Below are 13,884 nucleotides of genomic sequence, written 5' to 3'. Positions count from 1 at the left end.
CAACGATACCGTTGAGGGAATGACTGTCCGGAACATCGCACGGAAACTCGACGGGGCCGCCATCTCGGCCTTCCTGCGTTCCCTTCCCGCCCGGCCTGCGCTGCTCGGGCTCGGCGAGGCCCGACACTTCGTGGGGGAGCTGGGCGCGTTGCGCAACGAGGTCTTCCGCCACCTCGTCGAACACGAGGGCTACCGGTCGTTCGCCATCGAAAGTGACTGCCTGATGGGCCTGGTGGTGGACGACCACATCGCGACCGGCGCCGGTGACCTCGACGACGTCATGGCGCGCGGCTTCAGCCACGGCTTCGGCGCGTCGGCGGCCAACCGGGACCTCGTGCGCTGGATGCGCACCTACAACGAGGCCCACGACGATAAGCTGCGGTTCTTCGGGATCGACGGCCCCCTGGAATACTGGGCGGCCAGCCCGCGTCAGGCGCTCACCGCGCTGCACGGCCTCCTCGACGGCCCGCTGCCCTGCACCCGGGAAACCCTCGATGCGCTGCTCGGCCCCGACGAGCGGTGGTCGAACGAGGCCACCGTCATGGACCCGTCCCAGTCGATCGGCCGGTCCGCCGACGCCCAGCGGCTGCGGGTGATCGCCGACGACCTGCTGGCGCTGCTCGACACGCAGCTGCCGCAGCTGTGCGTGCGCGACCGGGAGCGGGCGGAACTGTACGGGCGTACCGCCGTCGGTCTGCTCCGCTACCACCATGCGATGGCCGACACCGCCGCGGACCGGATCTCCCGGCTGTCGGGGCTGCGGGACGCGATGATGGCCGCGAACCTGCATGCTGTCGCCGCGCACGGCCCGGCGCTGGTCTTCGCTCACAACCTGCACCTGCAGCGCCACCACAGCCGCATGTCGCTGGGCGACCTGGAGGTGCGGATGTGGAGCGCGGGAGCCATCACCGCGGCCCGCCTGGGCGACCGGTACGCCTTCCTCGCCTCGGCCTTCGGCGCGATCGGTGGCGACGCCCCGGCTGCGGACACCGCCGAGGGCATCCTGGCCGCCCTGCCGTGGGACGCTTGCGTGGTCGACGGCCGCCGCCTGGCCCGGGCGGTGACCGCAGCCGCCCCGCGGGTCTCCGGGGACTTCGCCTACTTCCCGCTGGACCCGACCCAACTCGACACGATCGACGGCATCGTCTTCGTCAAGGAGGCCGTCGAGCTGGGTGCGCCCGGCTAGCAGCAGGCGTCAGGGCCGCCGCGGTCCCCGCCACGGCCACTGCCACCGGCGGCGGGGACCGTGCTGCGGCCCAGGTGCCGACCGCGCCGCCGCCACCGCCTCCGCGTGGGCCCGTTCCCGGGCGGCGCGCCACCCGGCCACCACCTCGTCGGCGTTGGCGGGACGCACGACGACCTGCGGGCCGGTCGGGTTGCGCAGCCAGGCGACGACCTCCCGGTTGAGATCGGCGACGTACGCCCGCACGGCCGCCTCGGTGGGCAGGTCCCGCACCTCGTCGGGCACCCGTTCGATCCTGCGGCGCAGCAGCAGCGGCGTGGGCAGCAGCAGGTCGCTGGGCAGCTTCTCGCGCTCCAGGAAACTCTTGATCCACCACGACTCGTCGTAGGGCGTGCCCCGGCCCGGCAGTGGTTTGCCCGCCCCGGGCAGGTTGTCGAACTCGCCGCGTTCCTGGGCGGTGCGGATCTGCGCCTCGGCTGCGGCCTCCCACCTGTCGCTCACCCCGGCACCTCCCGGATCCACGGTACCCGCCCGGCCGTGCCAGCGACGGGGACGTGGTGATCACCATCCGGTGCCGGTCCTAGCCCGCCGGGTAGAAGAGAAACAGCCTGCAACCGGTGACGGTCGAGGGCACGTGCCACGACCCGGCCGGGGCGTGCAGGAACGTCCCCGCCGGGTAGTCGCGTACCCCGTCGTGGAACGTGCCGTCGAGCACGTACACCTCCTCGGGGCCGGGCGCGTGGACGTCGCGGCGCGGCCACGACGAGCCGGGGTCCATCTCGAGCACGGCGGCCTGCGCGCCGTGCGGTCCCCGCCACAGCGGACGCAGCCGGATGCCGGGGAAGAGTTCGCGCACGGGGGCCGTCTCGACGCGTGCGGCGGTGTAGCCCTCCTGGGCCAGGATCTCTGGATGCATGCCCTTCACCGTGCCGCCGGCGCGCCCCGCGCGACAGCGGCGGACGAGGACACCGTGGGGTACTTTCTCGCCATGCATCGCGTGGTCGCCCTGGTACGACCGGTGCAGTCGACGTTCGCGCTGGGCTGCGCCGCCGAGGTCTTCGGCACGGTGCCCCCTGGCACGCCCCGCCACTACGAGTTCGGGGTGTGCACGGAGCGGCCCGGGCAGGTGCCCACGTCAGCCGGGTACGCGCTGTCGGTGTCGCGGGATCTTTCGGCTCTCGACTCCGCGGACACCGTGGTGATCCCGGGCTGGGCGCCGGTGGAGGCGCCGCTGTCGGCGCGGGTGCGCCGGGCGCTGCTGCGGGCCCACGCCCGGGGGGCGCGACTCGTCACGATCTGCGGCGGCGTGTTCGCGCTGGCCCGCACCGGCCTGCTGGACGGCCGCTCGGCCACGACGCACTGGGCACGCGCCGAGCAGCTGCGGCAGGAGTTCCCCCGGGTGCGCGTGGAGGCGGAGGTGCTCTACGTCGATCACGGCGACGTGGCCACGAGCGCCGGCGCCGGCGCGGGCATCGACCTGTGCCTGCACCTTGTCGGGAAGGACCACGGTGTCGGGCACGCGGCGCTTGTCGCGCGGTACATGGTGATGCCGCCGCACCGCGACGGCGGCCAGACACAGCACGTGCTGGCCGCGCCGGCCACGGACAGCCTGGACGGGCTCCTGGAGTGGGCCGAGGCGCGCCTGGGAACGTCGTTGTCGGTGGGCGACCTGGCAGCGTATCTGCACGTCTCGCCCCGGACGCTGGCCCGGCGGTTCGCCGAGCAGCTCGACACGAGCCCGGGCGCGTGGCTGCTGGCTCGCCGGGTGGCGCGGGCACGCACCCTGCTGGAGGAGACGGACCTGCCGGTGGAGGCCGTCGCGGCCCGCGTCGGCCTCGCCTCGGCGGCGAACCTGCGCCGTCGCTTCCGCGTTCGGGTGGGCACGACTCCGGGCGCCTACCGGCGGGCGTTGCGGGCCTGCGCGACCTGACGCCGCCCGCTGCCGCTCACCCTCGGTCTTCGCCGGGGTGCGGGGCGGCGTGGCGGGCGTGGCGGTGCCCGTCGCGGGGGAACGGCGCCCGGGCGGGAAGTGTCTCCTGGAACGGGTAGCCGGCCTTCTCGGCGACCCGGCAGGAGGCGGTGTTGTCGGCCTGGTGCAGCAGGTCCAGGCGGGTCAGGCCGGTCGCGGTGAACCGGGTGAACGCCCAGTCGGTGACCGCCTGCACGGCGCGCGGCGCGACGCCGCGCCCGCGGGCCCAGGCGGCCGTCCAGTAGCCGACCTCGGCGTGTGGACGCCCGGGCAGGACGTCCTTGAGCACGACCGTGGCGACGAGGCGGTCGCCGCCGTCGCGGCGGGGCTCGCGTACGGCGAAGGCGAACCGGCGGCCGGCGGCCCAGCCCTGCCGGCTGCGGACCATCCACCGGTGGGCGGCGCGGGCGTCGTCGACCGGATGCCGGGTCCAGTGGCGCAGCACCGGGTCGCGGTAGACCTCGATCAGTTCGGGGATGTCGCCGTCGCGCCAGGGGCGCAGCTCCAGCTCGGGATGGTGGGGGGTCGCGGGGGCCCGCAGGAGCACCGACATCCCCGTAGTGTCGCCCATCGCCGCCGCCGGTGCCGCCCCGCGAGCGGCGCGGGGCCCGCGTTCAGGGGGTCCCGGGGTAACGGTGGCGGCGCACGAGGCCGGCGGCCAGGGGCGCGGCGTCGAGGTCACCGGCGGCGATGCGCCCGGCGACGGTACGCCGCACGAGGCGGTCGGCCAGGGCGGGCGCGTGCCGGGCGACGGCCAGTTCGAGGCGGCCCCGGGCGGTGGTGGCCACGTCACGCGGGGCGCGGCGGGCGGCGGCGGCGCGCAGGATCGCCGCGACGACGCCCTCGACGGGTTCGGGCCGGGACACCCCGGTCAGGGAGAGCCCGGCGCGGGCGGTGCTGTCGTGGATGGGTGAGGCGACCATGCTGGGGTAGACGACGGTGACGCCGACGTGGGTGCCGACCTCCAGGCGCAAGGCGTCGGCGTACGCGACGAGGGCGCGTTTGCTGACCCCGTACGCGGCGGCCAGGGGCAGCGGCAGCACCGCCATCCGGCTGGCCACGAAGATCACCCGGCCGCGGTCGGCGACGAGGGCGGGCAGGGCGGCGGCGGTGGTGCGCCAGGCGGCGAGCAGGTTCACCTCGATCTGCTGGCGCACGGTGTCGTCGGGGGGCAGCTCGGCGGGGGCGGGGCCGCCGACGCCGGCGTTGTTGACCAGCAGGTCGAGGCCGCCGAGCCGGTCGACGGCGGCGGTCACGGCGGTGGCGGTGGCGGCCGGGTCGGTCAGGTCGACGCCGAGCACGGGGGCGTCGGGGTCGTCGTGGGCGTGCAGGTCGAGGCCGACGACGTGGGCGCCGGCGGCGTGCAGGGCGGCGCACAGGTGCCGGCCGAAGGTGCCGGACGCGCCGGTGACGAGGGCCCGGCGGCCGGTCAGGGCGCTCACGTCGCGTCCCGGGCGGCGCGGCGGGTGCCGGCGGCGAGTTCGCGGCCCAGCTGCGCCAGGTACGTGTCGAAGTCGACGCGCATCGCCGGGCGGCGGTCTCCCCAGCGGGCGGTGGCGGCGCGCAGTTCGGCACGGCATGCGGCGCGTTGGGCCGCCGGGGCCGGCGGAGCGTACCGGCCGGCGAGGCGGGCGGCGACGAGGCGGGCCTGCGCCTCCAGCAGGGGGAACGCGGCTCCGGTGGACTGCATCAGCCCGACGAAGGCCAGCCCGGGGGCGTCGAGGTGGAACACGTGCCGGTACAGCGGCAGGGTGTCGGGGCCGGCGCCGAGCAGCGCGGGGTCGAGGAACGGCACCTCGACGCGGTAGCCGGTGCACCAGACGACCAGGTCGACGGCGTCGACGCGGCCGTCGGTGAACTCGACCTGGTCGCCGTGGAACGCGGCGATGCCGGGGCGGGCCTCGATCTCGCCGTGGGCCAGCCGCGACAGCAGCCCGTCGGAGAGGGTGGGATGGTCCTGGAGGAAGCCGTGGGTGGGTGCGGGCAGCCCGTAGCGGGTGGGCGGGCCGACGGTGGCGGTGAGCAGGGTCTGGCTGATGCGCTGCCGCAGCCGCCAGGGCAGCCGCCGCGCGAGCGCCCCGTTGAGGGTGTCCGAGGGGCGGCCGAGCAGGTGCTTGGGCACCACCCACACGCCGCGGCGCAGCGACAGCAGCGTACGCCGGGCGGTGTGGGAGGCGTCCACGGCGATGTCCATGGCGGAGTTGCCGCCGCCGACGACGAGGACCCGCCGGTCGGCGAGCTGCTCGGGGCCGCGGTAGGCGTGGCTGTGGAGCTGTTCGGCGGTGCAGTCGCCGGCGGGCGGGGGCGCGGGTGGGCGGGGCACCCGGTTGTGGCCGTTGGCGACGACGACGGCGGCGACGGTGACGTCGCTGGTGCCGTGGGGGCCGGTGGTCCGCACGGTCCACCGGTCGTCGGGGCCGCGGGTGACCCCGACGACGGTGTGCCGCAGCCGGACGGCGTCGAGGAGACCGAAGCGGTGGGCGTAGTCGCGCAGGTAGCCGGCGACGCGGGTGTGGTCGGGGTAGTCGGGCCAGTGGGTGGGCATGGGGTGGTCGGCGAACTGGGTGCGGGTCCGGCTGGTGTTCAGGTGCAGGGTGCGGTAGGCGGGCGAGTCGGGTGCCCCGTACACCCACAGGCCGCCGACGGTGTCGGTGGCCTCGAAGGCCACGGCCGGCACGCCGGCGTCGGCGAGGGCTTTGAGGGTGGCCAGGCCGGCGGCGCCGGCGCCGATCACCGCGACCCGTGGGGGTTGCCCCATGTCGTCGTCCTCCCCCACGTTAATCCAACACTCGATGGATAATGCGGGGGGTGGTGGCCCGGCGTCAAGGCGTCCGGGCCCGTAATGCGGTCGACGGCGCCGCGCGCCGCGGTTACCTTACGGACCTCACGTCCCGGGAAGGTGTTTCGGTGGACCTGCCACGCAGCTTTGTCATCCGCGAACGCGACCACCGCATCCACAACCCCTTCACCGCCGGGAAACTCGCCACCCTCGGCCGGGCCCTGCGCCTGCGGCCCGGCACGACCCTGCTCGACCTGGCCTGCGGCAGCGGCGAGATGCTCTGCCAGTGGAGCCGCGCGCACGGCGTGACCGGCACCGGGATCGACATCAGCACCGTCTTCGTCGACGCCGCCCGGGCCCGCGCGGTCGAGCTGGGCGTCGCCGGGCGGGTGGCGTTCGTGCACGGCGACGCCGCCACGTACACCGCCGAGGTCGAGGTCGACGTCGCCGCGTGCGTCGGGGCGACCTGGATCGGCGGCGGCGTCGCGGGCACCATCGGGCTGCTCGAACGCGCCCTGCGCCCCGGCGGCCTGCTGCTGATCGGCGAGCCGTTCTGGCGGGTCGACCCGCCCGATGAGGCGACGGTGACGGCCTGCCACGCCACGGCCCGGGAGGACTTCCACGACCTGCCGGGCCTGGTCGCCCTGTTCGGCAGCCTCGGCTTCGACCTGGTGGAGATGGTCCTGGCCGACGAGGACAGCTGGGACCGTTACGTCGCCGCGCAGTGGTTGTCGGTGCGCCGCTGGCTCGACGCCCACCCCGACGACGAACTGGCCGGCGAGCTGCGCGCCGAACTCGACACCGCGCCGCTGCGCTACGTCCGCTACCAGCGACCCCACCTGGGGTGGGGGGTGTTCGCGCTGATGCGGCGCTGACGCCCGCCGGCCGGTGCGCGTCAGGCGTGTGCGCCCGGCTGCCCGCCGGCCCAGTAGAGGCCGTCGAGGAACCGGTGCACGAAGGCGCGGAACTCCTGGCGTTCCCGCTGCGCCGAGGCCGCGTCGGCGGCCAGCGCCACCACGTGCGCGTGCACGGCCCAGACCAGGCTGCGCACCGTGATGTGCGGGGTGGGTTCGACCAGCGCCCCGGCGGCGGCCGCCGCCTGCAGCAGCTGCTCCACCAGCTCGTACAGCGGCGCGGAGTACCGCTCGTCGAGGTCGGCGTGCCGGTGCGGCTCCAGCCAGCGGCGCAGCCACAGGGCGGTGGTCTGCGGGTGCTCCTGTAGGAAGTCGACGAACACGTCGACCAGGTCGTGCAGCGCCCCCCGGGCCGCGGCGGGCCCGGTGTCGAGGGCGTCGTGGGCCGCCCGCGTCGCGGCCTGCAGGGCGTCGCGTTCGGCGACGAACACTCGGGCGAAGCAGGCGTCGTAGAGCTGCGCCTTCGTACCCGTGTGGTGGGAGACCGTGGCGACGTCGACGCCGGCGGCGGCGGCGACCTGCCGCAGCCCGACGGCGTCGAAGCCCCGGGCGGCGAACAGCGCGGTGGCGGCGGTCAGCACCACCTCGCGGGTGTCCCGGCTCTCGGAACGCCGGGGTCGGCCGGGACGTCGTCGGGGCATGGTCATGGGCGCCATTGTCCCCCTACAATCCAGCAACCGTTGGATTTGCGGGCGGCGTGCCGCCGAAAGGACACCCACGATGACCCAGCCGGCCCCCGCGCCCCCGACGGACCTGCCGCGCGGCCCCCTGCTCGGCTTCGCCGCCGGCTCCCTCGGCATGGGCGTGTGGGTCACCGTACCCGGGCTGCTGCTGCTGTACTTCCTCACCGACGTGCTCGCCGTGGCGCCGTGGCTGGCCGGTCTGGCGCTGCTCGCCCCGAAGGTCGTCGACGTGCTGGTCCACCCGTGGGTCGGCCACCGCAGCGACGCCGAGTCGGCCCGCCGCGGCGACCGGCGGCGGCTGCTGCTGGCCGGCTGCGCGCTGCCCGCGGCGTTCGCCGCGCTGTTCGCGGTGCCCGGCGGCCTCACCGGCGTGGGCGCGGCGGCGTGGGTCGCGGCCTGGTTCGTCGCCGGGAACCTGCTGTTCGCCGCCTATCAGGTGCCCTATCTGGCGACCCCGGCGGACCTGCGGATCGGCTACCACGAGCGGACCCGGCTGATGGCGTTCCGGATGGTGGTGCTCACCGCCGGGATCCTGGTCTCCGGGCTGCTCGCGCCGCTGCTGACCGGCGGCGACGCCGCGACCCGCGGCGGCTACCAGCGGATGGGCCTGCTGCTGGGCGGCGGTGCCCTGGCCGCCATGCTGGTCGGGGTCGCCGGCATCGGCCGGCTACGCCGGGCCGCCGGCACCACCGCGCAGCGCCACGCGCCGGGCGGCTGGCGGGCGCTGACGGCGGCGCTGCGCGACGGACAGTTCCGCTGGCTGGTCGCGGCCTACCTGGCCATGTCGACCACGACGCACCTGGTGCTGGCCGGGGTGCCGTACTACGCCGAGTACGAGCTGGGCCGGCCCGCGCTGACCACGGTGCTCGTCGCCGCGTTCGTGGCGCCGGCGCTGCTGGTCACCCCGGGCTGGCTGGCCGTGGCCCGCCGCGCCGGCAAGCAGCGGGCCCTGCTCGTCGCGCAGGGCGCGTTCGCGGCCGGGTCGCTCGTCCTCGCCGTGGGCGCCCCCGCCGGCCTGCCCGTCCTGGTCGCGGCGGTGACGGTGCTCGGGGTCGCGTTCGCCGGCATGCAGCTGCTGCCGTTCGCGATGATGCCCGACGTCGTCCGCGCCGCCGGCACCACCGGCGCGGGCACCTACACCGGGGTGTGGACGGCCACCGAGGCCACCGGCGCGGCGCTGGGCCCCTACGCGTACGCGGTGTGCCTGACCGCGGGCGGGTTCGTCGCCTCGACCGGCGGCCAGGTGATCGACCAGCCGGACACGGCGGGGGCCGCGATCCGCTACGGCTTCGGGTTGCTGCCGGCGGCGCTGATGCTCGCCGCAGTGCTGCTGCAACGCCGCTACACCCTCGACGGCGCCGCCCGCGCCGCCGGCTGACGCGCAAGCAGGGGCCCCTTGTTATCGCCTCCGGTAGCGCAAGGGCCCCTTGTTAACCACCTGCCGCCGCAGGCACGGCCGGGCCGGGTGGCCACCGTCGCTAGACTTCCGCCTCGATGGACGACCAGCCCTCCCCCACCGCCGACACCCGCCCCTGCGCCCACTGTGGGCGCGACGTGCCGCAACGGGCCGGCGCGGGCCGGCCGTTCCGCTACTGCCGCGACAACGACGGCGCCTGCCAGCGGGCCTCGCGCAACAGCCGGATGCGGCACCGCAACGCCCCCGGCCTGCCCGGTCAGGTGGCCCGCACGTGGGAGGCGGTGGACCGCCTCGACCAGATCGTGCAGACCCTCACCGAGGCGCTGCACGCCGAACTGTCCCCGGCGGGGGTGCAGCGGCAGCTGGCGCAGCTGCGCGCGGAGACCGCCGCGGAACTCGCCCAGGCCCACACCGAACGCGACGACGCCCGCCGCGACGCCCAGGACGCGGCGGCGGCCGCGGCCCGCGCCGGCCAGCAGGCCCGCACGGCCGCCGCCGAACGCGACGCCGCCGTCGCCCGCGCCGACGCGGCGCAGGCCGACGCGGCCGCCGACCGGCAGCGGGCCGAGCAGGCCGAGACGGCCCGCGACGACGCCCGCCGCGACGCGGGCGCGGCGCAGGCGCTGCGGGTGCAGGCCGAGCGGGACCGCGACGCGGCCCGCCACGAGCTGCGCACGATGCGCGGCGAACGCGACGCGCAGCGGCAACGCGCCGCCGACCTGATCACCGAACGCGACGCCGCCCTGCAGGCCGCGCGCCGCGACGCCGAGGCAGCGGCGCAGGCCCGCCAGCGGGCCGAGCAGGCCGACGCGCAGGCGCAGCAGGCCCTCGCCGACGCCCGCACCGCCGCGGCGGGCGCCGACGCCGCCCGCGCCGACGCGCAGCGGGCCCGCGAGCAGGCCGACCGGCTGCGCGCCGACACCGCCGACGCCCGCCGCGACGCCGAGGCCGCCCGGGCACAGGCGCAGGCCGCCCGCCAGGAGGCGGCGGCGCTGGCGGCGCGGCTGGCCGAGGCCACCGCCGCCCACGACACGGCCGCCGCCCAGGCGGCGGCCGCGCGGGAGGCCGCCGCCGCCGTCGAGGGCCGCCTCGGCGAGCTGGAGGTACGGCTACGCGCGGCCGAGGCCGAACGCGACGCCGCGCTGCGCCGCTCGGCGCAACTGGTCGACCAGGTCAGCGACCTCGCCACCGCGCTGGCCCGGCTGGGCGCCCCGCCGCGCTGACGGGCACCCTGCGACGGGCCGCCGGTGGCGGGTCAGCGCAGCGCGGTGGCGGCGGCGGCCCGCACCGCGGCGGTCAGCGCGCTCAGCGCCGCCGACTCCAGCCGCCAGCACTGCCAGTACAACGGCACGTCCAGGTGCCGGCCGCCGGCCAGCGCGACGAGCCGACCGGCGGGGACGTCGACGTCGGCGACGGCCTCGGGCACCAGGCCCCAGCCGAGGCCGAGGCGGATCGCCTCGGTGAAGCTCGCCGACGCCGGCACGTACGACGTCGGGGGGTCGACGGGCCCGGCGGCGACCGCGCGGGCGAAGCGGTGCTGCAGGGTGTCCTTGCGGTTGAAGCAGACCATCGGCGCGGCGGCGAACGCCTCGCCGGGGTCCCGCCCGGCGAACCACGCCGAGGCCACGGCGGGCGCGGCGACGGCGACGTAGCGCATCGCGCCGAGGCGCTGCACCCGGCAGCCCTGCACGGCGACGCGTTCGGCGGTCACCGCCGCCATCACGGTGCCGTCGCGCAGCAGGTCGGCGGTGTGCCCCTCGTCGTCGGTGTGCACCTCGAACGCGACGTCGGGCACGGCGGCCAGGACCGGCAGGAACCAGCCGGCCAGGGAGTCGGCGTTGACCACGACGGCCACCCGGGTGCGCGCGTGCGCGCCGAGCCCACCCCGGGCGGCGGCGAGGGCCTCGTGTTCCAGCAGCGCCACCTGACCGCCCAGGCGCACCAGGGGCCGCCCGGCGGCCGTCGGCACGCACGGCCGGCCCCGGCGCACCAGCACCTGACCGACGGCCTGCTCCAACGCCTTGACGCGTTGGCTGACCGCGGACGGGGTGACGTGCAGGACCCGCGCCGCCGCGTCGAAGCTGCCCTGCTCGACGACCGCCTGGAACGTCGCGAGCTGCACCGGGTCGAGGGCCATAAGCGATGCTAACGGTACTGAAGAATCCTTAGCTGGAGTGTGGCCGCGCATCGCCCTACGGTCGCTGCCATGGGTTCCGTGCTGGCCGGGTTCGGCTTCTCCCTCGCGTTGATCGTCGCCATCGGCGCGCAGAACGCCTTCGTGCTGCGCCAGGGGCTGCGCCGCGAACACGTCGGTGCGGTCGTGGCGGTCTGCGCGGCCGCCGACGCCGCGCTGATGGGCGCCGGCATCGCCGGCCTGGGCGCGGTCCTCACCGACGCGCCGGCCGTGGTGACGGCGGCCCGGTGGGGCGGCGCGGTGTTCCTGTGCGGGTACGCGCTGCTGGCGGCCCGCCGCGTCCTGCGCCCCACCGCCCTCACCCCGACCGACCGTCCGCCGGCCACGCTGCGCGCGACGCTGCTGACCTGCCTGGCGTTCACGTTCCTCAACCCGCACGTCTACCTCGACACGGTGGTGCTGCTCGGCACGGTCGCCCACCACGACCCGAACCGGTGGGCGTTCGGCGCCGGCGCGGCGACGGCGAGCCTGCTGTGGTTCACCGGCCTGGGTGTCGGCGCCCGCCGGCTGGCCCCGCTGCTGGCCCGCCCGACGGCGTGGCGGTTCGTGGACGCGGCGATCGCCGCGGTCATGGTCGTTGTGGCGGTGTCGCTGGTCACCGGCTGAACCGCGCCGCCGGCGCGCCCGCGCCCGTGGTGCGCGTCGACCGGTGGCCAGCGGCCTCCCGGCGGCGTGGCCGGCGCGTCACCGGGCGTCGACGCCCGCGCCCGCCGGGGAGTGGGTAGCATGCCCGGTGAGCCGCCGAACACCTCCACCGATTCGCCCGGCCGGGACGACCCCGCCGGGCAGCTGGCGTGGCCGGCTACCCTTGCAGGGGCGGCGGGGCTCGCCGCGTCCCGCCCGCACGGCGGGGTGCGGCCCGGCGGGGCGGGAATGACCCGGCCGACAGACACCGTTGGACCTGAAGACCAGCACTACGAACGAGGGGAAGTCGATCATGGGCGAGCGTATGCTGCGCGGAAGCCGTCTGGGCGCGGTCAGCTACGAATCCGACCGCAACACGGAGCTCGCGCCGCGTCAGACCCGCGAGTACCTCTGCGCCAAGGGCCACCAGTTCGAGGTGCCGTTCGCCGTCGACGCCGAGGTCCCCACGACCTGGGAATGCAAGTTCGACGGCAGCGTCGCCCGCCTGGTCGACGGCACCGAGCCGGAGCAGAAGAAGGCCAAGCCGCCGCGCACCCACTGGGACATGCTGCTGGAGCGCCGCTCCATCGCCGAGCTGGAGGACATCCTCGCCGAACGGCTCCAGGAGGTCCGCACCCGCCGGGGCCGCGCCTGACCCCACACCCACGACGACGCCCCCGCAGGGATCACCCTTGCGGGGGCGTTTCGCGTGGCCGCTCTACCGTTCGACGATCTCGCCCTCGATGGCCCGACCACCGTCGACCACCGTCGGCTCCGGCTCCTGCGGCTCCGGCTGCGCGGACGGCGCCGCGTCGCCACGACGCACCCGCACCCGACGCGGCCCGAACAGGTCACCGGCCACCATCGACGACACCCGCCGCTCCGTGGCCCGCCGCACCCCCGCACCCGCCAGCCGCCGCACCGGCGGCACCAGCAGCAGCAGCCCCACCACACCGGAAACCAGACCCGGCACCGCCAGCAGCAACGCCCCCAGCAACCCCACCAGCCCGTCGGTGACCTGCGGGCCCGGCGGCGCGCCCGCCTGCGCCGCAGCGCGGAACCCCCGCCACGCCCGCATGCCCTCCCGGCGCAACAACACCAACCCCAGCAGCGACGCCGCGAACACCAGCAGCACCGCCGAACCGAACCCGACAGCCCGGCCGACACCCACGAACACCGCCAGCTCCGCCACCACGGCCGCCAGCGCGGCCACCGGCACGAACCTCAGTCCTCGGCGCATCTCACCCCATCGCCTGCGTCGCGTCCCACCACCTGCCGCAGCAAGCATGACACGCCGCCGCTCACGGCCACCGCACCTGACCGTCACCGGTGCCGTGCAGACCCCGCCGCCACGCCGTCCGCCGATCCTGCACCGCCCACACACTGACCCGCCACAACGCCTCCGCCACGATCAACCCGCTCATCTTGCTCGCCCCCCGCTGACGCTCCGCGAACGTGATCGGCACCTCCACGATCCGCGCCCCCGCCCGATGCGCCAGCCGCGACAACTCCACCTGGAACGAATACCCCTGCGAACACACCGACCCCAGGTCCACCGCGTCCAACACCGCCAACCGGTACACCCGGTATCCGCCCGTCGCGTCCGTCACCGGCATCCCCAACGCCATCCGCGCATACAGGTTCCCGCACCGCGACAGCAGCAGCCGCCGCAGCGGCCACCCCACCACCCGTGCGCCCCGGCACCACCGCGACCCGATCACCACGTCCGCGTCGGCCGCCGCGGCCAACAACCTCGGCAGGTCCTCCGGCGCGTGGGAACCGTCGGCGTCCATCTCCACCACCGCGTCGTAGCCACGTTCCCGCGCCCACGCGAACCCCGCCAGATACGCCGCGCCGAGCCCCTCCTTACCGGCCCGGTGCAGCACGTGCACCCGCCCGTCGCAGGCCGCCAGGGCATCCGCGAGGACCCCCGTGCCGTCGGGGCTGGCGTCGTCGGCGACCAACACGTCCACCTCGGGCGCGGCGGCCCGCACCCGCGCCACGATCGACGTCACGTTGTCGGCCTCGTTGTAGGTGGGGATGACCACCAGCACCCGCCGCAACGGCGCCCGGCCCGCCCGCGCTCGCACGCCCACCGCTGCACCCACCGTTCCCCCCGCC

At 76.2% G+C, this 13,884-nt stretch carries 16 protein-coding genes; 7 read left to right on the top strand and 9 right to left on the bottom strand.

The window, feature by feature from the left end; translation table 11 throughout:
- The first annotated feature begins 19 nt into the window (after positions 1–19).
- Positions 20–1,186 (top strand): erythromycin esterase family protein, encoded by a 1,167-nt coding sequence (locus ACVMYR_RS21765; RefSeq protein ID WP_457122580.1) that lies wholly within the window; start codon positions 20–22, stop codon positions 1,184–1,186.
- A 9-nt stretch (positions 1,187–1,195) separates the two neighbouring features.
- On the opposite strand, the gene ACVMYR_RS21760 is transcribed toward ACVMYR_RS21765, so the two are convergent.
- Entirely contained in the window at positions 1,196–1,684 is a 489-nt protein-coding gene (locus ACVMYR_RS21760) for a DnaJ family domain-containing protein (protein ID WP_457122579.1), read from the bottom strand.
- Between the two features lie 79 nt (positions 1,685–1,763).
- Complete coding sequence (locus ACVMYR_RS21755) at positions 1,764–2,099, bottom strand: cupin domain-containing protein (protein ID WP_457122578.1); 336 nt, start codon at positions 2,097–2,099, stop codon at positions 1,764–1,766.
- On the opposite strand from ACVMYR_RS21755, the gene ACVMYR_RS21750 reads away from it, so the two are divergent.
- Positions 2,094–3,113, top strand: a complete 1,020-nt coding sequence (locus tag ACVMYR_RS21750; protein WP_457122577.1) for a GlxA family transcriptional regulator — start codon at positions 2,094–2,096, stop codon at positions 3,111–3,113. The two genes, ACVMYR_RS21755 and ACVMYR_RS21750, sit on opposite strands and share 6 nt — an antisense overlap.
- Before the next feature lie 16 nt (positions 3,114–3,129).
- Here ACVMYR_RS21750 and ACVMYR_RS21745 read toward each other — a convergent pair whose 3' ends face one another.
- The 3 genes from ACVMYR_RS21745 to ACVMYR_RS21735 all read right to left on the bottom strand — a co-directional run bounded on the left by ACVMYR_RS21745 (position 3,130) and on the right by ACVMYR_RS21735 (position 5,910).
- Positions 3,130–3,705 carry a GNAT family N-acetyltransferase gene (locus ACVMYR_RS21745; RefSeq protein WP_457122576.1) on the bottom strand — a complete coding sequence of 192 codons (576 nt, stop codon included), beginning with the start codon at positions 3,703–3,705 and terminating at the stop codon, positions 3,130–3,132.
- Positions 3,706–3,766: 61 nt separating this feature from the next.
- The gene (locus tag ACVMYR_RS21740) at positions 3,767–4,594 is read right to left on the bottom strand and encodes an SDR family NAD(P)-dependent oxidoreductase (protein WP_457122575.1); all 828 of its coding nucleotides are present in this window, start codon (positions 4,592–4,594) and stop codon (positions 3,767–3,769) included.
- Complete coding sequence (locus ACVMYR_RS21735; RefSeq protein ID WP_457122574.1) at positions 4,591–5,910, bottom strand: flavin-containing monooxygenase; 1,320 nt, start codon at positions 5,908–5,910, stop codon at positions 4,591–4,593. The genes ACVMYR_RS21740 and ACVMYR_RS21735 overlap by 4 nt, the downstream gene beginning before the upstream one ends.
- Before the next feature lie 149 nt (positions 5,911–6,059).
- Between ACVMYR_RS21735 and ACVMYR_RS21730 the strand changes: the two genes are divergently transcribed.
- Complete coding sequence (locus ACVMYR_RS21730) at positions 6,060–6,806, top strand: SAM-dependent methyltransferase (protein WP_457122573.1); 747 nt, start codon at positions 6,060–6,062, stop codon at positions 6,804–6,806.
- Between the two features lie 20 nt (positions 6,807–6,826).
- Here the strand turns inward: ACVMYR_RS21730 and ACVMYR_RS21725 are convergent, their stop codons facing one another.
- Complete coding sequence (locus ACVMYR_RS21725; protein WP_439709635.1) at positions 6,827–7,492, bottom strand: TetR family transcriptional regulator; 666 nt, start codon at positions 7,490–7,492, stop codon at positions 6,827–6,829.
- Between the two features lie 73 nt (positions 7,493–7,565).
- Between ACVMYR_RS21725 and ACVMYR_RS21720 the strand changes: the two genes are divergently transcribed.
- Both ACVMYR_RS21720 and ACVMYR_RS21715 read left to right on the top strand, forming a co-directional pair.
- Positions 7,566–8,906 (top strand): MFS transporter, encoded by a 1,341-nt coding sequence (locus ACVMYR_RS21720; protein WP_457122572.1) that lies wholly within the window; start codon positions 7,566–7,568, stop codon positions 8,904–8,906.
- Positions 8,907–9,022: 116 nt separating this feature from the next.
- Positions 9,023–10,168, top strand: coding sequence for a hypothetical protein (locus ACVMYR_RS21715; RefSeq protein ID WP_457122571.1), 1,146 nt, complete (start codon positions 9,023–9,025; stop codon positions 10,166–10,168).
- 32 nt (positions 10,169–10,200) lie between these two features.
- Here ACVMYR_RS21715 and ACVMYR_RS21710 read toward each other — a convergent pair whose 3' ends face one another.
- Complete coding sequence (locus ACVMYR_RS21710; protein ID WP_457122570.1) at positions 10,201–11,082, bottom strand: LysR family transcriptional regulator ArgP; 882 nt, start codon at positions 11,080–11,082, stop codon at positions 10,201–10,203.
- A gap of 69 nt (positions 11,083–11,151) precedes the next feature.
- Here ACVMYR_RS21710 and ACVMYR_RS21705 point away from each other — a divergent pair, with 69 nt between their 5' ends.
- Both ACVMYR_RS21705 and ACVMYR_RS21700 read left to right on the top strand, forming a co-directional pair.
- Positions 11,152–11,745: a LysE/ArgO family amino acid transporter gene (locus ACVMYR_RS21705; RefSeq protein WP_457122569.1), complete on the top strand. Its 594-nt coding sequence runs from the start codon at positions 11,152–11,154 to the stop codon at positions 11,743–11,745.
- Between the two features lie 331 nt (positions 11,746–12,076).
- Positions 12,077–12,418, top strand: coding sequence for an RNA polymerase-binding protein RbpA (locus tag ACVMYR_RS21700; RefSeq protein ID WP_007070998.1), 342 nt, complete (start codon positions 12,077–12,079; stop codon positions 12,416–12,418).
- Positions 12,419–12,481: 63 nt separating this feature from the next.
- On the opposite strand, the gene ACVMYR_RS21695 is transcribed toward ACVMYR_RS21700, so the two are convergent.
- Both ACVMYR_RS21695 and ACVMYR_RS21690 read right to left on the bottom strand, forming a co-directional pair.
- The gene (locus ACVMYR_RS21695; RefSeq protein WP_457122568.1) at positions 12,482–13,003 is read right to left on the bottom strand and encodes an FxsA family protein; all 522 of its coding nucleotides are present in this window, start codon (positions 13,001–13,003) and stop codon (positions 12,482–12,484) included.
- A 61-nt stretch (positions 13,004–13,064) separates the two neighbouring features.
- On the bottom strand, positions 13,065–13,859 hold the full coding sequence (locus tag ACVMYR_RS21690) for a polyprenol monophosphomannose synthase (protein ID WP_374199689.1): 795 nt from the start codon (positions 13,857–13,859) through the stop codon (positions 13,065–13,067).
- Positions 13,860–13,884: the final 25 nt, after the last annotated feature.

The sequence above is a fragment of the Micromonospora sp. PTRAS2 genome, assembly GCF_054052245.1.
Note: the sequence above shows the minus strand (reverse complement) of the source record. Positions and strands in the feature narration are given on the sequence as shown.